The organism is Reyranella sp. (assembly GCF_965229815.1).
GTDB lineage: Bacteria > Pseudomonadota > Alphaproteobacteria > Reyranellales > Reyranellaceae > Reyranella.
The window spans coordinates 1114526-1134972 of the sequence record NZ_CBDDJN010000002.1; the positions used below are offsets into that span (position 1 = coordinate 1114526).

At 69.9% G+C, this 20447-nt stretch carries 14 protein-coding genes and 2 pseudogenes; 5 read left to right on the plus strand and 11 right to left on the minus strand.

Annotated features, from left to right (window positions below; translation table 11 throughout):
* Positions 1–67: 67 nt before the first annotated feature.
* From ACO073_RS05835 to ACO073_RS05860, 6 genes are all read right to left on the minus strand, one after another.
* Positions 68–1714 (minus strand): ABC transporter ATP-binding protein, encoded by a 1647-nt coding sequence (locus ACO073_RS05835; RefSeq protein WP_421996206.1) that lies wholly within the window; start codon positions 1712–1714, stop codon positions 68–70.
* A complete protein-coding gene (locus ACO073_RS05840) occupies positions 1711–2730 on the minus strand; it encodes an ABC transporter permease (protein ID WP_421996208.1) in 1020 nt (339 codons plus the stop codon). Before ACO073_RS05840 ends, ACO073_RS05835 begins: the two co-directional genes overlap by 4 nt.
* Complete coding sequence (locus tag ACO073_RS05845) at positions 2730–3836, minus strand: microcin C ABC transporter permease YejB (protein ID WP_421996210.1); 1107 nt, start codon at positions 3834–3836, stop codon at positions 2730–2732. The genes ACO073_RS05840 and ACO073_RS05845 overlap by 1 nt, the downstream gene beginning before the upstream one ends.
* A 128-nt stretch (positions 3837–3964) precedes the next feature.
* Complete coding sequence (locus ACO073_RS05850; RefSeq protein ID WP_421996212.1) at positions 3965–5818, minus strand: extracellular solute-binding protein; 1854 nt, start codon at positions 5816–5818, stop codon at positions 3965–3967.
* 102 nt (positions 5819–5920) lie between these two features.
* Positions 5921–6889, minus strand: coding sequence for a Bug family tripartite tricarboxylate transporter substrate binding protein (locus ACO073_RS05855; protein ID WP_421996214.1), 969 nt, complete (start codon positions 6887–6889; stop codon positions 5921–5923).
* 38 nt (positions 6890–6927) lie between these two features.
* Positions 6928–7884: a Bug family tripartite tricarboxylate transporter substrate binding protein gene (locus ACO073_RS05860; protein ID WP_421996216.1), complete on the minus strand. Its 957-nt coding sequence runs from the start codon at positions 7882–7884 to the stop codon at positions 6928–6930.
* Positions 7885–7977: 93 nt separating this feature from the next.
* On the opposite strand from ACO073_RS05860, the gene ACO073_RS05865 reads away from it, so the two are divergent.
* Together ACO073_RS05865 and ACO073_RS05870 are read left to right on the plus strand one after the other, a co-directional pair.
* Entirely contained in the window at positions 7978–8904 is a 927-nt protein-coding gene (locus ACO073_RS05865) for a glycine reductase (protein ID WP_421996218.1), read from the plus strand.
* A gap of 111 nt (positions 8905–9015) precedes the next feature.
* A complete protein-coding gene (locus ACO073_RS05870) occupies positions 9016–10212 on the plus strand; it encodes a CaiB/BaiF CoA transferase family protein (protein ID WP_421996220.1) in 1197 nt (398 codons plus the stop codon).
* 6 nt (positions 10213–10218) lie between these two features.
* Here the strand turns inward: ACO073_RS05870 and ACO073_RS05875 are convergent, their stop codons facing one another.
* From ACO073_RS05875 to ACO073_RS05890, 4 genes and pseudogenes are all read right to left on the minus strand, one after another.
* Positions 10219–11736, minus strand: a complete 1518-nt coding sequence (locus ACO073_RS05875) for a hypothetical protein (protein WP_421996222.1) — start codon at positions 11734–11736, stop codon at positions 10219–10221.
* A gap of 70 nt (positions 11737–11806) precedes the next feature.
* Complete coding sequence (locus tag ACO073_RS05880; protein WP_421996223.1) at positions 11807–11980, minus strand: hypothetical protein; 174 nt, start codon at positions 11978–11980, stop codon at positions 11807–11809.
* A gap of 112 nt (positions 11981–12092) precedes the next feature.
* Positions 12093–16220: an autotransporter-associated beta strand repeat-containing protein gene (locus tag ACO073_RS05885; RefSeq protein ID WP_421996224.1), complete on the minus strand. Its 4128-nt coding sequence runs from the start codon at positions 16218–16220 to the stop codon at positions 12093–12095.
* A 145-nt stretch (positions 16221–16365) separates the two neighbouring features.
* A pseudogene (locus ACO073_RS05890) lies at positions 16366–16824 on the minus strand (autotransporter-associated beta strand repeat-containing protein); the annotation flags it as partial.
* On the opposite strand from ACO073_RS05890, the gene ACO073_RS05895 reads away from it, so the two are divergent.
* Positions 16763–16951, plus strand: coding sequence for a hypothetical protein (locus ACO073_RS05895; protein ID WP_421996225.1), 189 nt, complete (start codon positions 16763–16765; stop codon positions 16949–16951). The pseudogene ACO073_RS05890 and the gene ACO073_RS05895 overlap by 62 nt on opposite strands.
* Here ACO073_RS05895 and ACO073_RS05900 read toward each other — a convergent pair.
* A pseudogene (locus ACO073_RS05900) lies at positions 16951–17646 on the minus strand (autotransporter-associated beta strand repeat-containing protein); the annotation flags it as partial. The gene ACO073_RS05895 and the pseudogene ACO073_RS05900 sit on opposite strands and share 1 nt — an antisense overlap.
* Between ACO073_RS05900 and ACO073_RS05905 the strand changes: the two are divergent.
* Both ACO073_RS05905 and ACO073_RS05910 read left to right on the plus strand, forming a co-directional pair.
* On the plus strand, positions 17635–19038 hold the full coding sequence (locus ACO073_RS05905) for a hypothetical protein (RefSeq protein WP_421996226.1): 1404 nt from the start codon (positions 17635–17637) through the stop codon (positions 19036–19038). The pseudogene ACO073_RS05900 and the gene ACO073_RS05905 overlap by 12 nt on opposite strands.
* Before the next feature lie 425 nt (positions 19039–19463).
* Positions 19464–20444, plus strand: coding sequence for a helix-turn-helix transcriptional regulator (locus tag ACO073_RS05910; protein WP_421996227.1), 981 nt, complete (start codon positions 19464–19466; stop codon positions 20442–20444).
* Positions 20445–20447 lie beyond the last annotated feature (3 nt).

Below are 20447 nucleotides of genomic sequence, written 5' to 3' on the forward strand. Positions count from 1 at the left end.
ATCGCTGGCGAAGTCCACAGCCGGGCCTCTCCTCCGGCGGGGAGTCTCCCTGGCCCGGTCGGGACGGTCAGGTGGCGACGGCTCCCCGGTCGGCGCCGTCCGCCTCGAGGTTGAAGGCGGCGGCGATCAGCGCCTGGGTATAGGGGGTCTCGGGCTGCTCGAAGATCTGCCGGGCGGAGCCGCGTTCCACGACCTTGCCGTGGCGCAGCACCAGCACCTCGTCGGCCAGCGCCCGGACCACCTTGAGGTCGTGGCTGATGAACAGGTAGGCCAGCCTGTGGCGCTGCTGCAGGTCGCGCAGCAGGTCGACGATCTGCGCCTGGACGCTCATGTCCAGCGCCGAGGTCGGCTCGTCGAGCACGATCAGCCGGGGCTTCAGCACCAGGGCGCGGGCGATGGCGATGCGCTGGCGCTGGCCGCCGGAGAATTCGTGCGGGTAGCGGTCGCGCACCGCGGGATCGAGCCCGACCTCGGTCAGCACCTGGTCGATCATGCGGGCGCGTTCGGCCTCGGTGCCAATGCGGTGGACCTCCAGCCCCTCGCCGATGATCTCGCCGACCGACATGCGCGGGCTGAGCGAACTGAACGGGTCCTGGAAGACGATCTGCATCTCGCGGCGCAGGGGCCGCAGCTCGCGCTGGCTGAGCGCCTGCAGGTCGCGACTGTCGAACCGGATGCCGCCGGTGCTGCCCTCGAGCCGCAGCAGGGCAAGGCCGAGAGTCGTCTTGCCCGAGCCCGATTCGCCGACCAGCCCGATCGTGTGGCCTTCCCGGAGCAACAAGCTGACCCCGTCGACGGCCTTCACGTGGCCGACGGTGCGGCGAAGCACGCCGCGCTTGATCGGGAAGTGCACCTTGACGTCGTCGAGCTGCAGGATCTCCGGCGCCGACGGATCGGCGGCGGCCGGCCGGCCCTTGGGCTCGGCCGACAGCAGATGCTGGGTGTAGGAATGCTGCGGCCGGTCGAACACCTCCGCCACCGGGCCCTGCTCGACGATGCGGCCCTGGGTCATCACGCAGACGCGGTCGGCCACCTTGCGCACGATGCCGAGGTCGTGGGTGATGAACAGCAGCGCCATGCCGTAGCGCGCCTGCAACGACTTGAGCAGCTTCAGGATCTGCGCCTGGATCGTGACGTCGAGCGCCGTCGTCGGCTCGTCGGCGATCAGCAGGTCGGGCTCGTTGGCCAGCGCCATGGCGATCATGACGCGCTGGCGCTGGCCGCCCGAGAGCTGGTGCGGATAGGCGTCGAGGCGGTTGGCGGCATCGGGGATGCCGACCTGCTCCAGCAGCTCGAGCGTGCGGCGGCGGGCGGCGGCGCGCGACAGGCCCTTGTGCAGGATCAGCACCTCGTTCACCTGCCGCTCGATCGTGTGCAGCGGGTTGAGCGAGGTCATCGGTTCCTGGAAGATCATCGAGATGCGGTTGCCGCGCACCGACAGGAGCTCGCGCGGCGGCGCGCCGACCAGCTCGTCGCCCTGGAAGCGGATGCTGCCGGTGGGATGGCTGGCCATCGGATAGGGCAGGAGCTGCAGCACCGACAGCGCCGTCACCGACTTGCCCGAGCCCGATTCGCCGACCAGCGCGACCGTCTCGCCGCGGGCGATGTCGAAGCTGACGTTCCGGACCGCCCGCACGGCCTTGTCGCCGGTGCCGAAGGTCACCGAGAGGTCGCGGACCTCGAGCAGGGAAGCCGCACCGCCGGGACTGCTCATGCCATCACCTTGCGCGGATTGAAGGCGTCGCGCACCGCCTCGCCGATGAACACCAGCAGCGACAGCATCAGGGCGATGATGAAGAAGCCGGTGATGGCCAGCCAGGGCGCGTTGAGGTTGTTCTTGCCCTGCAGCAGCAGCTCGCCCAGCGACGGCGAGCCGACCGGCAGGCCGAATCCCAGGAAGTCGAGCGACGTCAGGGTGGTGACGGAGCCGGCCAGGATGAAGGGCAGGAAGGTCAGGCTGGCGGTCATGGCGTTGGGAAGGATGTGCCGGAACATGATGCGGGCGTCCAGCATGCCGAGCGCCCGGGCCGCCCGCACATAGTCGAAGTTGCGGCCGCGCAGGAACTCCGCCCGCACCAGCCCGACCAGGGCCATCCAGCTGAACAGCAGCATGATCCCCAGCAGCACCCAGAAGCCGGGCTGGATGAAGCTCGCCAGGATGATCAGCAGGTAGAGGGTCGGCATGCTCGACCAGATCTCCATGAAACGCTGCATGGAGAGGTCGACCAGCCCGCCGAAATAGCCCTGGACGGCGCCCGCGACGATGCCGATCACGGAGCTCAGCACGGTGAGCGCCAGCCCGAACAGGACGGAGATGCGGAAGCCGTAGATCAGCCGCGCCAGCACGTCGCGCGCCTGGTCGTCGGTGCCCAGCGGATGGCGCCACGACGGCGGCTGCAGGGCCTGCCGGCCCTCGCCCTTCAGCACCGTGTCGTAGCTGTAGGGGATGGGCGGCCAGACCATCCAGCCCTTCTCGTCGATCAGCTTCTGCAGCTCGCGGTCGGTGTAGACGGCGTTGGTCGGGAAGTCGCCGCCGAAGGTGGTCTCGGGATAGTCGCGCAGCAGCGGCGAGTAGAAGGAGCCGTCATAGTAGACGAGGATCGGCTTGTCGTTGGCCAGGAACTCGGCGAACAGCGACAGGAAGAACAGCAGGCCGAACACCACGAGCGACCAGACGCCGCGCTTGCTCGAGCGGAAGGCCGCGAGCCGCCGTCGGTTCATCGGCGACATCAGGCGCGGGCCTCGAAGTCGATGCGCGGGTCGATCACCGTGTACATGATGTCGCCCAGGATCCCCATGACCAGCCCGATCAGGCCGAAGAAGTACAGCGTCCCGAACATGATCGGATAGTCGCGGTTCAGCGCCGCCTCGAAGCCCAGCAGGCCGAGCCCGTCGAGCGAAAAAATGACCTCGATCAGCAGCGAGCCGGTGAACAGCACGCCGATGAAGGCGGCAGGGAAGCCCGCGACCACGATCAGCATGGCGTTGCGGAAGACGTGGCCGTAGAGGACGCGCCGCTCGACCAGACCCTTGGCGCGCGCCGTCAGCACGTACTGCTTGTGGATCTCCTCGAGGAAGGAGTTCTTGGTCAGGAAGGTGAGCGTGGCGAAGCCGCCGATCACCATGGCGCCGATCGGCAGGACCATGTGCCAGAGATAGTCCAGGACCTTGTCGGCGAGGCCGAGCGAGCTCCAGTCGTCCGACACAAGCCCGCGCAGCGGGAACCACTTGAAATAGCTGCCGCCGGCGAACAGCACGACCAGCAGCAGGGCGAACAGGAAGCCCGGGATGGCGTTCAGGACGATCAGCGTCGTCGAGGTCGAGACGTCGAAGCGCGAGCCGTCGCGTACCGCCTTGGCGATGCCGAGCGGGATGGAGATGAAGTAGATCAGCAGCGTCGTCCAGACGCCGAGCGAGATCGACACGGGCATCTTCTCGATCACCAGGTCCACCACCCGCTTGTTGCGGAAGAAGCTCTCGCCGAAGTCGAAGACGAGATAGTTCTTCATCATCAGCAGGAAGCGCTCGTAGATCGGCTTGTCGAAGCCGTACATCTTCTCGATGCGCTGGATCAGGTCGGGCGGAAGGCCGCGGGCGCCGCGATAGGTTCCGCTGCCGCCGCCCGACGTGTCGGCCGCCGACTTCTTGACCGTCTCGCCGCCGCTCGAGCTGCCGCTGAACCGCTCCGTGGCGTCGACCGACGTGCCCTGGATCTGGGCCAGCATCTGCTCGACCGGACCGCCCGGCGCCGCCTGGATGACGAAGAAGTTTATGACCATGATGCCGAGCAGCGTCGGCACCACCAGCATCAGTCGGCGCAGGATGTAGGCGAGCATCTACAAGGTCGCAGACATGGAGATGATGTCGTCCTGAGCGAAGCGAAGGACCTCATCGCCGCTGGACAGGGCATGAGATCCTTCGCTTCGCTCAGGACGACAGCGAGGGGGCTGCAAGGCCCGTGCTCTCACTTCTTGTCCCGCTGCAGGGCCTTGTCCTTGGCCTCGTCGATCCACCAGGTGTCGAAGGCGACGGGGGCGTACCGGGCGCTCTTGTCCGGCCGGCCGAAGCGGTTCCAGTAGGCCACGAACGCCTTGTTGTTGTGCCAGTTGGGCACGACGAAGTGGCTCCACAGCAGGACGCGGTCGAGTGCCCGCGTGACGGCGATCAGGCTCTCGCGGTCGGGCGCGGCGATCAGGGTCTCGACCAGCCGGTCGATCGCCTCGTCGCGGATGCCGATCGTGTTGCGGCTGCCCGGCGTGGCGGCGGCCTTGGAGCCCCAGAAGTCGCGCTGCTCGTTGCCCGGCGACAGCGACTGGCCGAACCCCTCGACCATCATGTCGAAGTCGAACTCGTCGCTGCGCCGCTTGAACTGCGCGGTATCGACGGTGCGCACGCTCATGTCGACGCCGATGCGCTCGAGGTTCTGCTTGTAGGGCAGGACGACCCGCTCGAAGCTGGCGTCCTGAAGCAGCATCTCGAAGGCGAGCTTCCGGCCCGTCTTCGTCTCGGTCATCTTGCCGTCCTTGACCTCCCAGCCGGCCTCCTTGAGGAGCGTCAGCGCCTGGCGGGCCAGCCCGCGCGCGTTGCCCGTGCCGTCGGTCTCGGGGAGCTTGAACTCCTTGGTGAAGACCTCGTCGGGGATCTTGCCGCGCAGCGGCTCGAGGTACTTGAGCTCGGCCGGCGTCGGCAGGCCGGAGGAGGCGAGCTCGGAATTGCCGAAGAACGAGATGTTGCGCTTGTAGAGGCCGTAGAACAGGTTCTTGTTGGTCCAGGCGAAGTCGAACATCGTGGCGATCGCCTCGCGCACGCGCCGGTCGGCGAACATCTCGCGGCGGGTGTTGAAGGCGAAGCACTGCATGCCGGTCGGCAGCTCGTGCGGGATCTCCGCCTTGACGATGCGGCCCTCGCGCACGGCGGGGATGTCGTAGGCGGTCGCCCAGTTGCGCGCGATATTCTCCTGGCGGATGTCGATCTCGCCGGCCTTGAAGGCCTCGAACTGCACCGACGCGTCGCGATAGTACTCGTAGCGCATGACGTCGAAATTGTTGCGCCCGCGGTTCATCCAGAGGTCGCGGGCCCACCAGTCGGCGGCCCGGCGGTAGATGATCGAGCGGCCGACGTCGAAGGACTCGACCTTGTAGGCGCCGCTGCCCAGCGGCACCTCGAGCGACACCTTCTCGAAGTCGCGCGTCGACCACCATTTCGACGACAGGACGGGAAGCTGGCCCACGATCAGCGGCAGCTCCTTGTTGGTGTCGTCGCGGAAGGTGAACAGCACCTTGGCGTCGCCGACTTTCTCGGCCTTCAGCACGTCGTGATAGTAGAAGGCGTAGTTGGGCGCGCCCTTGGTCTTCAGGATGTCGAAGGTGAAGACCACGTCCTCGGGCGTGATCGGGGTCCCGTCGTGGAACTTCGCCTGGGGGCGCAGCGTGAAGGCGACCCACGACCGGTCGTCCGGCCATTCGATGGTCTCGGCGACCAGCCCGTACTCGGTCGAGGCCTCGTCGCGCGACGACCAGCAGAGCGTGTCCCAGATCGCGCCGATGCCGGCGGCAGCGACGCTCTTGACGATGAACGGATGCAGCGAATCGAAAGTGCCGCGGGCGCCCAGCCGCACCGAGCCGCCCTTCGGCGCCGCCGGATTGAGCCAGTCCGGCGGTCCGGCGTCGGCGGCGTACTTCGGCGTGCCATGCATGGCGAAGCCGTTGCTGACGTTGATCTTCTGCCCCGGCCTGGGCGTCTGCGCCCGCAGGATCGCCGGCGCGCCCAGCATCAGGGCGGTGCCGCCCAACAGTACGCCGCGCCGCTTGATCGCCATACGATTCGCTCCCCGAACCAGACTGAACAGGGCCCTATATAGCGCGGCGGAGTTGGGCGGCACTATGGCCGCAGGGTTAACTCGCCGTGAGCTTGGCGCCGGTCACCCCTGGATGCCGGCTTCCTTCACCAGCTTGCCGTACCGGGCGTAGTCGGCCTTCCACATCGCCATGATCTCGGCCGGCGACTTCGGGGGCGGCACCTCGCAGCCGGCCTTGGCCAACCGGTCGCGCGTGTCGGCCTCGCCCAGCGCCTTCATGGCCGAGGCGTGCAGCCGGTCGACGATCGGGGCCGGCGTGCCGCCGCGCACGGTGATCACGTACCAGCTCATCACCTGGGCGTCGCCGAAGCCGATCTCGCCGAAGGTCGGCACGTCGGGCAGGGTGGCGAGGCGCTTGTCGGCGATGACCGCGAGCGCGCGCAGCTTGCCGCTCTTGACGTGCTGGATGGCGAGCGGCCCCGGCAGCAGGCCGACCTGCAGGCGGCCCTCGATCAGGTCCGACATTCCCGGCGGGATGCCGCGATAGGGCACCGAGGTCATGTCGAACTTGTACTGGTTCTTCAGGAGCTCGGCCGACAGGTGGATCGACGAGCCGTTGCCGGGATTGAGGTAGTTCAGCTTGCCCGGGTTGGCCTTGCCGTAGGCGACCAGCTCCTGGAGCGTCTTGACCGGCACTTCCGGGTTCACGACCGCGACCGATGTCGCCACGGCCACCAGCGCGACCGGCTGGAAGTCGGCCAGGGCGTCGTAGGGCACGGGCTGCAGGTGCGGCACCACGACGTGGCTGATCGTCGCCATCAGCCAGGTGTAGCCGTCGGCCGGCGCCTGCGGGATCATCGCCGTGGCGAGCGTCGAGTTGCCGCCGGGCTTGGGCTCGACCACGACGGGCTGGCCGAGATCGGCCTGCATCGGGTCGCCCAGCGACCGCGTCACGATGTCGACGATGCCGCCCACCGGATAGGGCACGAGGAACCGCAGCGGCTTGCTGGGAAAGGTATCGGCCGAGGCGCGGCCGGCCACGGCGAAGGCTGTCGCCGCGCCAAGGGCGGCGCGGCGTGTGACGTTTTTCATCGTTCGTTTTCCTCCGGAGACGATTTCGTTGGGGCCGCTCAGTCGGCCTTGAAGCCCGAGGCCTGGATCACCGGCCCCCATTTGTCGTGGTCGGCCTTCATGATGGCGGCGAGCTCGGCCGGCCCCAGGCCCGTCGCCTCGAGGCCGAGCGGCTCGATCTTCTTGCGCACGTCGGGATCCTGGATGGCCTTGATGGCCGCCGCCGAGAGGCGGTCGACGACGTCGCTGGGCGTGCCGGCCGGCGCGAACAGCGCGTACCAGGCCGCCCCCTCGATGTCGTAGCCACTCTCCTTGAAGGTCGGCACGTCGGGATATTGCGGCGAGCGCGTCGCGCCGGACGACGCCAGCACGCGGGCCTTGCCGGACTGCGCCAGGGTGCCGATGTCGCTGATCGGCACGATGCCGGCCGGCACTTCGCCCGACAGCAGCGCCTGCAGGACGTTGGCCGTGCCCTTGTAGGGGACATGCGTCATCTGCACGCCGGCGGTGCGGGCGAACAGGATGCCGAAGAAGTGCGGCAGGCTGCCGACGGCGGCGGAGGCGAAGTTGGCGTACTCTCCGCCCTTCTTCACCAGCGCCACGTATTCGGCGAGGGTCTTCGCCGGCACATTGGGCCCGACGCCGAGTGCCAGCTGGAAGGCCGCGATATGCGCTACCGGCACGTAGTCCTTGAACGGATCGTAGGCGAGCTTCGAGTAGGAGAACGGGTAGGCCACCATGGTGGCGAGCGGCGTGAGCAGCAGCGTGTTGCCGTCGGGCGGCGCGGACTTCACCGCCATGTTGGCGACGATGCCGCCGGCACCCGGCTTGTTCTCGACCACGACCGGCCGGCCGAGCGAGTCGCGCATCTTGTCGGCGATCAGCCGGGTGACGGTGTCGCTGCTGGCACCGGCGGGAAAACCCAGCACGATTCGCAGCGGTTCCTCGGCGCGGACCTGCATGGCGAAAACGCCCACCAGGATGCCGAGCAACACGGCTGCCGATTTCCTCAGCATGCCTTCCTCCCTTTGCTTTCTTAGCGGAAGAACCTAGCGGCCGTCGTTGCGCCTGTCATTGACTTCATGGATCGGCCGTCCCACGCTCGCACCATGGCCGACACCATGAATTTCGCTCCGGACTTCGATGCGCCTCTCGAGTACATGAGGCGCACGCGCGAGTACTACCTCGCCCTGGGCTACGACAATCCGTACCGCTGGGCCCACTATGTCGATGCTCCGTTCACGCCGCTGAAGAAGAGCCTCGGCGACAGCACGCTGGCGCTCATCACCACGGCCGCGCCCTACCAAGCCGACAAGGGCGACCAGGGGCCGGGCGCCGCCTACAACGCCGGCGCCAAGTTCTACACCGTCTATTCCGGCGACACCGCGGTCGACCACGACACGCGCATCAGCCACATCGGCTACGACCGCAAGCACACGACGGCCACCGATTCCAATACCTGGTTCCCGCTGCCCCTCCTGCGGGAGTTTGCGGCGCAGGGTCGATTCAAGCTCGCCGCGCGGTTCCACGGCGCGCCGACCAACCGCAGCCAGCGCGTCACGCTCGAGACGGACGCTCCCGAGATCCTTGCCCGCTGCCGGCAGGACCAGGTCGACGCCGCGCTGCTGGTGCCTACTTGACCCGTCTGCCACCAGACCGTGAGTCTGGTCGCCCGATATCTCGAACGGAACGGCATCCCGACGATCGTCATGGGAGCGGCGAAGGACATCGTCGAGCATGTCGGCGTGCCGCGCTTCCTGTTCAGCGACTTTCCGCTGGGCAACTCCTGCGGCAAGCCGCACGAGCCCGACACGCAGCGCTTCACGCTCGACCTCGCGCTCAAGGTGCTGGAGAGCGCCGTCGGGCCGCGCACGACGGTGCAGTCTCCGCTGCGCTGGAACGACGACGGCGACTGGAAGCTCGACTACAACAATCTCGAGCGCATGAGCCCCGAGGAGGTCGCACGGCGGCGGGCCGAGTTCGACAAGGTCAAGCAGGTTGCGCTGGACCAGCGCAAGAAGGCGGGCGTGGCGTAATCGTCAGCCTGAGCGACGCGAAGGATCCCATGGCGCGACACGCGGTGAGGAGGTTCCTTCGGCGAAGCTCGGGGCAGGTTTCGCTGCGCTCCGGACGACAGAAAGAGCTCCATGACTGGTAAACCGTTCTCCGGCGTGAAGGTCCTCGACTTCACGCGCGTGCTGGCCGGGCCCTACGGCTCCTACCAGCTCGCTCTCCTCGGCGCCGACGTCGTCAAGGTCGAGAGCCGCGAAGGCGACGACATGCGCTTCGGCAGCCGCGCCAACGACTGGGAGAAGCGCGGGCTGGCGGCGCCCTGGGTCGCAGTCAATGCCGGCAAGCGATCGATCACGCTCGACCTCAAGAAGCCGAAGGCGATCGAGGTGGTGAAGCGGCTCGTCGCCACGGCCGACGTCGTGACCGAGAACTTCCGGCCGGGCGTCATGGACAAGCTCGGCATCGGCTACGAGACGCTGAAGGCCATCAACCCGCGGCTGATCTACTGCGCCGTCTCGGGCTTCGGCCAGGTCGGTCCCGACCGCGCCACGGCGGCGTTCGACGGCATGATCCAGGCGATGTCGGGCCTGATGTCGATCACCGGCTTCCCGTCCAACGGGCCGACACGCGTCGGCTTCGCCGGCGCCGATGTCATGTCGGGCGCCACCGCCGCGCTCGGCGTCGCCGCGGCGCTCTACCAGCGCACGCACACCGGCAAGGGCCAGCTCGTCGACGTCGCCATGATCGACGCGGTCATGGGCTATCTCGCCCAGCAGTTCACCGAGCACCTGATGACCGGTCGCGTGCACGAGCAGGCCGCCAACCTGTCGGTGACGCGCAAGCCCACGGGCAACCTTTTCAAGACAAAGGATGGCTGGATGGTGCTGGCGGTGATGACCGACCCGCAGTTCCAGCGGCTGATGAAGGTGCTGGGCTGCGAGGCGGCGCTGGCCGATCCGCGTTTCGCCGACTGGCCGACGCGCATCGCCAACAACACCGCACTGCACGAGATCGTCGAAGCGGCGATGAAGACCGAGACCTCCGCGACCTGGGCCGAGCGCTTCGCCAGGGCCGACGTGCCGGCCGGCCGCGTGCTCAGCATCCCCGAGACGGTGAAGCTCGACCACTTCAACCACCGCACCATCCTGCAGACGGTGGAGACGGAGCACGGCCCCATCCAGGTCGTGGGCTCGGGCTTCCGGCTCGAGCATGGCGGCGGCTCGGTAGAGCGCCCGCCGGCGACGCTCGGGCAGCACACCGACGAGATCCTGCGCGAGGCCGGCTACGGCGATTCCGACATCGCGGGCATGAGGGCCGACAAGATCGTCTGAGCCGCGCTACTGGTTGCGCGGTCCCGACGGCGGGGCAGGGGCATTCCCGGTCTGCGGCGGCGGGTTGCGCCGGCTGTCCGCCAGACGGCGGTCGAGCTCGGCGCGGGCCTGCACCAGTTCCGGCAGGCCGGGCGCGATCTGCTCGGCCCGGTCGAGCTGCCGGTCGGCCTCCGCGAGGTCGTTGCGCTGCATGGCCTGCCGCGCCGCCACGACTCGGCCGTGCGCCTCGGCGAGCCGCGCCGGGTCGTTGGGACGGCCACGCAGCTCGGCCAGCCGGCCGGCGCGCACCCGGTAGTCGGGATCCTGGCCGTAGCGGCGGGCATAGTCGGCGAGCAGCCGGTCGGCATCGCCCAGCCGGTTGCCGGCGAGGGCCTGGTCGATCGCCGCCTCGAGCTGGCGACGGTCGTGGTCGCGATCTCGGTCGCCGCGCGCCGTGCGCAGGGTCGCGATGTCGGCGCGCGCCTGCGCGATCTCGGCAAGACCCGGCGCCTGCTTGTCGGCCTGCTGCAGCAGCGCCTCGGCGCGGGCGAAGTCGCCGGCCCGGGCGACGCGCCGCGCCTCGTCGATCAGGCGCTTCGCCTCGGCCTGGCGCTTCTGCGCCTCCTGCTCGGCGGCGCGCGCCTTGGCGAGCTTCTGCTGCAGCGGCGGCCAGGCTGCGCTGCCGGCGAAGCGCCGCCCGGCATCGGACAGGAGGCGGTCGGCCGCCGCGAAGTCGCCGCTGGCGATCGCCTGGTCGATGCGCGCGGCGAGGGCCGCGCGTTCGGCATCGGCCGCCGAGGGCGCCGCCGAGGGCGCCGGCGCAGGCTTGGGGGGCGGCGGGGCGGCGGCGGTCTGCCTGGCCGGGAAGTCCGGCAGCTCGATCCTGGTCTTGTCGCAGACGATCCGGTCGCTGATTCCTTCCTCGGGCTGGGCGCAGGACAGGACGGCGCCCGACTTGTCGCGCAGGAAGGCGGCGGACCGGCCGTCCAGCCGGCTGGTTCCCAGCGCCGACAGATGGACCTCCGAATCGCGCGTCAGCGGCAGCTCGGCGCACTCGGTCTCGGTGCACCACAGGATCTGGGCGCGGTCGTTGCGCGCCTCGACCCGCCGCAGGAGCGCCGTGCGCGTGACCTGTCGATCATCCTGCTTGACCTGGAAGGTGCCGAGCGGCGTGGCGTCGCCGACCGTCTGGTCGAGCCGGGCGCACTGCGCGTCGCTGCAGGCCAGCACGACCTCCTTGCCCTTCTCGAGATTGGCCTGGCGATAGGACAGGAAGTAACGGGCGCCGGCGACGCCCAGCGGCTCGATGGTGGCCTGCACCGCGTCCTTGTCGGAGACGCCCTCGATCTTCACCTGCTTGCAGACCGTGTCGCCGCGGCAGATCCACGGCGTGCCGTCGAGGCGGAAGACGTGCCTGGTGTCGCTGGCATCGAAGAGAAGCGGCTTGTAGCCGTCGGGAGGGTAGCTCTGGGCCTGGGCTGCCGCGATGGGGGAGAGGGCGACCGTGGCGGCCGCAGTCATCGCCAGTGCCTGGAATCGCGTCATGCCGCTTCCTCCCGCCGGGGGCCAACACGGAAAGGGCCGGCGATCGCCGCCGGCCCCTGCTCGCAAACGCCTACTTCTTCGGCAGCTCGACCTTCACGTCGATCGACTTCGCCTGGTTGGCGGCACCACCGGCGGACAGGTTGCCGCCGAACAGGATAAAACCGCCGACCGCGACGACCACGCAGAGCGCGCCCACGATGAAGTAGAGCATGCCGTTGCCGCCGCTGCTGTTCGCTTCCGCCATCGTGTAAGTCCTCGTTGTTCCGGCAGGAGCAACGTGAGCGAGCGGGAGGCGGTTCCCGTGGCGTCGCGTGAGAGGAAGAGGGGTGACCCCGCGGGACGAGGCCGGCGTATGCCTACCAGGAAATCCTGAGGCCCGCGGTGAGGGCGTGGGTGTCGGTGCCCGAACCGATGTCGCCGTCGTATCTCAGGTAGATCGAGGCGCTCTCTTCCACGTCCGTCTCCGCCGAGAAGCCGAGCACCGCGCTGTCCCGCGCCGGGGTGGCCCCGTAGACGGTGAAGCCGTTCGACGGCGCGCCGGCGAACGCCGTCGTGACGGGACGGGCGGTGTCGGCGTACTCGTGCTGCCAGCCCAGCCGCAGCACCATGTCCAGCGTCCGCGTGTCGTCGAGCGCGATCGATCCGGTGAGCTCCGCCCCCAGGGTCGAGCGCAACGAGTTCGTCGTCTGCTGCGCCACGTTCAGGCTGAGCGAGTCCGCGCCCCACTCGCTGAACGCCGCCTGGTCGACGGTCATCGCCTGCAGCCGCGCGAACGGCGTCACCGCGATCTGCGCATGGACCGGCACGCGGTAGCCCAGCTCGGCCTGGCCCATGAACTGGTTCGCGCCCGTGCTGCCGTTGGCCGTCCGCGGCTGCAGGCCGGGGATCGAGAGCTGACGCTGCATCCGGTTGTTGGCGTAGGCGTAGCCCGCCAGCAGGTCGGCGTAGAGGCCGGTCCCCGGACCCATCGGCGTGAAGCTGCCATAGGCCGCGACGCTGACCGCATTGGTCCAGCCCTTGCCCTGGAAGCCGTCGGCCCATTGCGTGCCGCTGGCGTAGCCGGCGCCGATGCCCAGCAGGACGTTCGGCGAGACGCGATAGTCGATGCCGGCCGCCGTGCCCCCCACGTTGTAGGTGAAGGTGCTCGCGTTGCCGTTGCCCTGCACCGAGCCGAAGCCGCCGAGGCCGCTCGCCCAGACGCTGAACGGGCTGGCGCCGTCGCAGGCCGCGACGTCGCAGGCCTCGGCCAGTGCCACCCGCTGGCCGGAGCCGCGGGCACCGCGGGCGAGCGCCATCTGCTGGCCGAGCGCATTCATGAACAGCGCGTTGGACGCCAGGTTCGCCGTGCCGAAGTCGGCATAGGGCTGCCCGCTGATCTGGTTCAGCGCCCACGGCCCCCGCTGGGTTCCGAGGCTCGCCAGCGCATTCAGCACCGTGTCGAAGTCGCCGGTCGCGCCGGTGTTGGCCTGGTCGAGCGCCGTGCCGACGGCCTGCTGGTTGGCCGTTCGCGCGCCCGAGGCGAAGGCGCTCTGGCTCATCGCCAGCGTCAGGAAGACGTTGCTGGCGTCGTAGCTCAGGCTGGGCGTGAGAAAGGCGAGGTCGGAGGTGACGCCCGAGTAGGTGCCCGAGACGCCGCCGGTGGCGTTGAGGATCGTGTAGGTCGTGTTGCGCTGGTAGGTGCCGGCCGCCGCCAGCACCGAAACCGTGGCGCCGCCGGAGATCGTCGCCGTGCCGGTGGCGTTGATGCGGTCGCTCTGGCCCTGGGCGTTTGCCTCGACGACGTAGGTGCCGCCGACCTGGGCGAAGTTGCCGTTGACGGTCAGCGTGCCGATCGAGTTGCCGGGTGCCACCGTGCCGCCGTTCGAGCTGAGCCCGCCGATCGTGCCGCTGCCGCCCAGCAGACCGCCGTTGCTGAGCGTCACCGCGCTGGCCAGCGAGCCGTTCACCACCAGCGTGCTGGCATCGACCGTCGTGCCGCCTGAGTAGGTGTTGGCGCCAGTGAGCGTCAGCACGCCGCCGCCCTGCAGGGTCATGGCGCCGGTGCCCGACATCACGCCGGCGTAAGTACCCGTTCCGGTCTGGTTGAAGGTCACCATGGCGTTGTTCAGGATGCTGCCCTGCAGGCTCGAGGTCGTGCCCTGCAGGACACCGCCCGACACCGTCGTGCCGCCGCTGTACGTGTTGTTGCCGATCAGGATCACGGTGCCGGTGCCGTTCACCAGCAGGCTGCCGGTTCCCGACATGTTGCCGGCGTAGGTGCCGGTCGTCGCCTGCTGGAACGTCACTTGGGCGTTGTTGACGATGGTGCCCTGCAGGCTCGAGGTCGTGCCCTGCAGGACGCCGGCCGATACCAGCGTGCCGCCCGAGTAGCTGTTGGCACCCGTCAGGGCGAGCTGCCCGGAGCCCGACTTGGTGAGCATGCCGCTGCCCGACATGGTGCCGGCGTAGGAACCGCTCCCCGCTTGGTCGAATACCACCGACGAATCGTTGAGGATGTTGCCCTGCAGGCTCGAGGTCGTGCCCTGCAGGACGCCGCCCGATACCGTCGTGCCGCCCGAGTAGGTGTTGGTGCCCGTGAGTGTCACGGTGCCGCCGAGCAGGGTGAGCGAGCCGGTGCCCGACATGTTGCCGCCGTAGGTGCCGCTGCCAGCCTGGCTGAAGCCGACGGCGCCGTTGTTGAGGATGTCGCCCTGCAGGCTGGTCGTGGTGCCGAGCAGGCCACCCCCCGCCACCGTCGTGCCGCCGGTGTAGGTATTGGCGCCGGTGAGCGTCAGGACGCCGGTCCCGACCTTGACGAGCGAGCCGCCCGGTCCGCTGCCGTCGGTGATGGCGCCGGCGAAAAGCGTCGAGCTCGCGGTGCCGACCGTCAGCGCGTTGCTGCCGAGCTCCACCGTCGAGCCGGCGACGCCCGAGAGATCCCTGATCGTCTGGCCGGCCGCGCCGCCCGAGACGTCGAGCAGCGCGCCGGCTCCCGCGAGGTTGACGCCGCTCGAAGCCGCGATGCTGCCGTTGCCGGCGAGGTTCAGCGTGCTGGCGGCCTCGATCGTGGTGGCGCCGGTATAGGTGTTGATGCCGCCCAGGTCCTGGGTGGCGCCGCCGGCGATCGTGACGGCGCCGCCCGAGCCGCCGCCGATGCCGCCGTCCTGGATGACGCCGTTGAACGTCGAGCCGCTGGTGATGGCGAGTGTCCCTGCGCCCAGGCTCACCCGCCCGTTGCCGCCCCCGGGGCCGAAGTCGACCAGTGCGCGGACCGAGGCGCCCGAGCTGGCCTGGGAGACATCGAACGTGCCGGCGCCGAAGAATGTGACGGAGGCGGAGCTGGCGATCGAGCCGGCTCCGCCCAGCGCGAGCGTGGCCCCGCCGTCGATCTGGGTGGTGTTGGTGTAGCCGTTTGTCCCTGTCAGGGTCTGCGTGCCGCCGGCGATCTCGAGGCCGCCGCCGCCGTTGATCGCGCCGGAGAACGTCGTCGACGCGTTGGCGATCGCGAGGCCACCGCCCGTCACCACCGTGCCGGCGCCGGCCAGGGCGTTGACCTGGGTGAAGCCGACGTTGGCGCTGGTGTCGAAGGTGGCGCCGCCGGCCACCGTCACCAGGCTCGAGCTGCCGATGCCGCTGCCGCCGGACAGGGCCAGCGTGCCGGTGTTGACCGTCGTGGCGCCCGTGTAGGCGTTGGTCCCGGTCAGGGTCAGGATGCCGGCGCCTTCCTTGGTCAGCGCGCCGGTTCCGCCGATGTCGTTGGCGACCGTGATGTCGTTGCTGCGGTTGAAGGTGAGCTGACCGTTGTTGGTCACGGCGCCGCCGCCCAGCGTGCCGGTCGTGCCGCCGTTGCCGACCTGGAGCGCACCCGACACGGTCGTCGTGCCGGCATAGGTGTTGTTCGCTGTCACGGTCAATGTGCCGGCGCCGCTCTTGATCAGGTTGCCGCCGCCACCGATGACGCCGTTGGAGACCAGCGTCGTGCCGCTGTCGGTCTGCATCGTGCCGGTGCCTGTCATCGTGATGGCGCGCGTCATCTCCAGATTCGCCGTCGACTGCAGCGTGCCGCCGTTCAGCGCCAGTCCCGCGGCCGCGTTTCCCAGGTTGTTGTCGGCCGAGATCGCGACCGTGCCGCCTGACACCGTCGTGCCGCCGGTGTAGGTGTTGGCGCCGCCGAGCGTCAGCGTGCCGGTGCCGGACTTGGTCAGCGCCAGCGCGCCCGCGCCGCCGTCCTGGATCTGGCCGCTGAATGTCGTCGACGATGCGTCGCCCCCGGCCGTCAGTGCCGCCGCGCCTACGGCCCCGTTCCGGAGGGTGCCGGACCCGGCCAGCGAGCCGATCGTCTGGTTGAACCCCTGCAGCGCCAGCGTACCGGAGGCGCCCACGGAGACCGCGCTGTCTGACGAGAAGGTGTTGGCCGCGCCCGCCGCCAGCGTGCCGGCCGACACGGTCGTGGCGCCTGTATGGTTGTTGGCGCCGCTCAGCGTCACCGTGCCGGTTCCGTTCACCAGCAGGCTGCCAGTGCCCGACAGGGCGCCGGCATAGGTGCCCGCGCCCGGCCTGGTTGAAGGTCACGGTCGCGTTGTTCACGATGTTGCCCTGCAGGCTCGACGTCGTGCCCTCCAGGGTGCCCGCCGACACCGTCGTGCCGCCACTGAACGTGTTGTTGCCGGACAGGATCACCGTGCCGGTGCCGTCGATCCGCAGGCCGCCCGTGCCGGACATGCCGCCGGCATAGGTGCCCGTGCCGGTCTGGTTGAAGGCGACGGTCGCATTGTTGACGATGTCCCCCTGCAGGCTCGTGGTGGTGCCCTGCAGGATGCCAAGAAACGACACCGTCGTGCCGCCGGAATAGGTGTTGGTGCCGCTCAGCGTCACCGTCTCGAGGGCGGCGACCCGCAGGCTGCCCGTCCCCGACATGTTGCCGGCATAGGTGCCGGTGGTTAGCTGGTCGAAGGAGACGATGGCGTTGTTCACGATGTCGCCCTGCAGGCCAGACGTCGTTCCATCGAGGACGCCGGCCGACACCGTCGTTCCGCCACTATAGGTGTTGTTGCCGACCAGTCTCACCGTGCCGGTGCCGTTGATCAGCAGGCCGCCGGTGCCGCTCATGCTGCTGAAACTGGTGCCATCGGTCGCCTGGTCGAAGGCGACGGTGGCGTTGTTGACGATACTGCCCTGCAGGCTCGAGGTCGTGCCCTGCAGGACGCCGGCCGACACCGTCGTCCCGCCGGTATAGGTGTTGGTGCCGCTGAGCGTCAGCGTGCCGGTGCCCTGCTTCACGAAGCTGCCGCCGGTGCCGGTGATCTGCGACGCCACGGTGCTGTTGGCGCCGGTGCCCGCCGTCAGCGTGCCGCTGCCGAGCGCGATGGTGGTGCCGGCGCTGCCGGACAGCGCGCCGACCGTCTGGGTGTTGCCGTTGAGGTCGAACGTGCCGGTGCCGCCCAGCGTGAGCGCGCTGCCCGAGGCCAGCGACGCGCCGCCGGCGAGCTGCAGCGTGCCGGCCGACACGGTGGTGCCGCCGGAATGGGCGTTGGCGCCGGTGAGGGCCAGCGTGCCGGTGCCGGTCTTGGTCAGCCCGCCGTTGCCGCTGGTCGCGTTGGCGAGGCTGCCGCTGTTGCCGTTGGTGTCGATGGTGCCGTTGCTGTTGCCCAGCGCGATCGAGGTCGAGACGGCGACACCGGCATCGAGCCGCAGCGTGCCGCCGTTCAGCGTCGTCGTGCCGGTGCCGAGGCTGTCGGCGGCCGAGATCGCGGCCGTGCCGCCGGCCACCGCGACGGCGCCGCTGTAGTTGGCGTTGGCCCCGGTCAGCGCCACCGTGCCGGCGCCGTTCTTGGTGAGCCCGCCGGTGCCGGCGAGCGCATTGGCGCCGGCCAGCGTCTGCGTTCCGGCGGCGACGGTCATGGTGGTCGTGCCGGCGCCTTGCAGGAACATCACCGTGCCCTGGGCCTGGCCCGCCGTCGCGCCGCCGGTGCCGCCGGTGCCGGCCGCGCCTCCGGTCACGCCGTAGGTGCCGGCGAGGTTGCCGCCGGTGATGGTGAGGCTGCCGCCGTCGCGCACGAAGAAGGCTCCGCCCAGCGCCGCACCGCCGCCGCCGTCGGCGCCGGCACCGGCGCCGCCCTGGCCGCCGAGGCCGCCCGAGACGCCCGCGCTGCCGCCGCCGCCGCCGCCGCCGCCGAAGCCGCCCGCTCCGCCAGTGTTGAGCACGGAGGCCGTGCGCGTTCCGCCGCCGCCGCCGCCGAACCCGCCGGCGCCCCCGGGAGCGGTCAAACCGTTGCCGCTGCCACCACCGCCACCGAAGTCTCCGCCGGCGCCGCCGCTGCCGCTACCGAGGCCGCCGCCGCCGCCGCCGCCGATCCCGCCGGCACCGCCGGTTCCCGATCCTGCGGCACCCCCGCCGCCACCGGAGAACGCGCCGCTGCCGCCCGATGCGCCACTGAGATTGCTGCCGGCGCCGCCGCCGCCGCCGCCGGCTGCCGCTGCGCTGCTGCCGCTTGTGCCGACATCCCCGCCGGCGCCGCCCTGGGCGCCGCCGGCGGCACCACCGGTGCCGCCAGTGCCGTTGCCGCCGTTCGCCCCGAGGGCGGCGCCGCCGCCTCCGCCGCCTCCGGTCGACCCGCCGGTTTGTCCGGCGCCGCCGTTACCCTGCTGCCCGCCGCCGCCGCCGCCGCTGCCTTGGCCGAACGTCAGTCCGGCATTGCCGCCGGCGCCGAACTCGCCGCCGCCGCCGCCGCCGGCGTTGTTGCCACTGCTGCCGCCGTTGCCGGCGTAGCCGCCGCCGCCGCCGCCGCCGGTGAGCAAGGCGGCTCCGCCATTGCCGCCCAGGCCGCCGCCGCCGCCGCCGGCGCTGCCGCCGCTGCCGGCGCCGGCGCTGGTGGCGTCATTGCCGTTGCCGCCGGAGCCGCCGACCGCCGAGGCATTCCCGACCGAGACGTTCGACAGGCTGGCCGAGGCGCCCTGATTGACGAACACGGCGGCGCCGGCCCCCAGTCCGCCGCCTCCGCCGCCGCCGATGGCGCCGCCGCCGGTCGGAGCGGATGCGCCGTTACCACCGTTACCGCCCTGGGCGACGGCGTTGTTGATGGTGAGGTTCGAGATCGCCGCCGTGCCGGCCTGCACGAAGAAGGCGCGGCCCGCGTTGTTGGCATCGAGCGTGTTGCCGTTGCCTGTCACCGTCACGCTGGCTGTGATCATCGGCAGCGACTGGGTGAGGGTGATGTTGGCGGTGATGTTGATGTTGGCATCGCCGCCGCCGTTGGCCGCGAAGATCGCCGTGCGCAGCTGCGCTTCATTGGCGACGTCGACCGCCCAGACGGGGCAGGGTGACAGGCCGGTGCCAATGAGAAGGGCTGCCGTCAGCGCACGGCGCGATCTCACGCGGTCACTCATCCCCAATCTCCCCTGATGCCTTGATTGACTTCAGTCGATCGACAAGAAGTCGCCCTGAGAGATCGAGAGACGCGAGGAGAGCGCACTCTCGATGCAATCAGCGCGGAGTTTTCGCGCTCTGGATGCGGTTTGCGTCATGCACAGTGCGATCAGCACCACCCAATGCTGCATCTCTCCACTCGCCGAAGATGCGTCAGCGAACGAAGACATCCTGAATTAGCCGATGCAGCGATGACGAGGGAAAAGGCGCGATGCTATTCACAACCGGAAAGAACTATGCGGTCCGAACCGTCATCGCCCTGCGCGGCGCGGCGAGACCCTGTTAGGGAACAAGGAGCGGGGCAGCAGGAGGGAACCCTTCAGTGTCCAACGTGGATTGGCTGTTGCGCGAGAGCGCGACCGACTGGTCGCTCCGCACGGGACAGCGCAACACCGTCGACGACGAGCGCTGGCACTCCTCGATCGAGCGCCTGGAGCTTGGACCCGGACTGCGCATCTTCCTGTTCGAGGCGACGGCGCGCCAGGACGTCGCCCTGCAGATGCGCTCCGAACGTTTCAATCGGTGGATGGGCGGCCAGGTCACGGTGACCGGCGGCGCCGAGCTCGATTTCCAGGACGGCGTGCGTGTCCGTCCGTCGGCCGACCGGGCGCTGATGTTCCGTCCGTCGCGCCGCGGGTCGCGGGCCGCCGCCTACGAATTCAAGGCCGGCACGACGTTCCAGTCGGCAGGGTACAGTCTCGAGATCCCGCGCGTCGTCCGGCTGTTCGACGGCGACGTTCCGGCGGTGCTGCAGGGACTGATCGAAGGCGATGCGGAACAGAGCCGGGTCCTCGCCATGCGGACGGACCGCTCGATGCGCCATATCGCTCGCGGCCTGTTCGGCGGCGGGCTGAACGGAGCGCTGCGCATCCTGATGATGGAAGGCGCGATCCTCCAGCTTCTCGCCGTGCAGGCCGATGCCGCCGCGAGGCAGGGCCGGTCGCGGCGGCTCCGCGCGCTGAGCCCGCGCGAGCGCGACGCCGTGCACGAGGCGCACCGGCTGCTGCTCGCCGACATGCGCCGGCCGCCGACGCTCGGCGAGCTCGCGGGCACGGTGGCGCTCGGGGAGAAGCGGCTGAGCGCCGGCTTTCGCCTGCTGTTCGGGGCGACCGCCTTCGAGATCGTGCGCAACGAGCGCCTGGCGCAGGCCGAGATGGCCTTGCGCTCGCCCAGGGCGTCGCTCAAGGAGATCGCCTTCCGGGTCGGCTACAACCACGCCAGCAACTTCATCAATGCCTTCACCCGCCAGTATGGAGAGCCGCCGCGGCGATATGCCGAGCGCCATCGGCGGCCCGGGCACTGACGG

Bases quoted from the DNA above. Each gene is read 5' to 3' on its own strand.
- ACO073_RS05835 (WP_421996206.1), bottom strand. From the start codon at position 1,714: ATGAGCAGTCCCGGCGGTGCGGCTTCCCTGCTCGAGGTCCGCGACCTC.
- ACO073_RS05840 (WP_421996208.1), bottom strand. From the start codon at position 2,730: ATGTCGCCGATGAACCGACGGCGGCTCGCGGCCTTCCGCTCGAGCAAG.
- ACO073_RS05845 (WP_421996210.1), bottom strand. From the start codon at position 3,836: ATGCTCGCCTACATCCTGCGCCGACTGATGCTGGTGGTGCCGACGCTG.
- ACO073_RS05850 (WP_421996212.1), bottom strand. From the start codon at position 5,818: ATGGCGATCAAGCGGCGCGGCGTACTGTTGGGCGGCACCGCCCTGATG.
- ACO073_RS05855 (WP_421996214.1), bottom strand. From the start codon at position 6,889: ATGAAAAACGTCACACGCCGCGCCGCCCTTGGCGCGGCGACAGCCTTC.
- ACO073_RS05860 (WP_421996216.1), bottom strand. From the start codon at position 7,884: ATGCTGAGGAAATCGGCAGCCGTGTTGCTCGGCATCCTGGTGGGCGTT.
- ACO073_RS05870 (WP_421996220.1), top strand. From the start codon at position 9,016: ATGACTGGTAAACCGTTCTCCGGCGTGAAGGTCCTCGACTTCACGCGC.
- ACO073_RS05875 (WP_421996222.1), bottom strand. From the start codon at position 11,736: ATGACGCGATTCCAGGCACTGGCGATGACTGCGGCCGCCACGGTCGCC.
- ACO073_RS05880 (WP_421996223.1), bottom strand. From the start codon at position 11,980: ATGGCGGAAGCGAACAGCAGCGGCGGCAACGGCATGCTCTACTTCATC.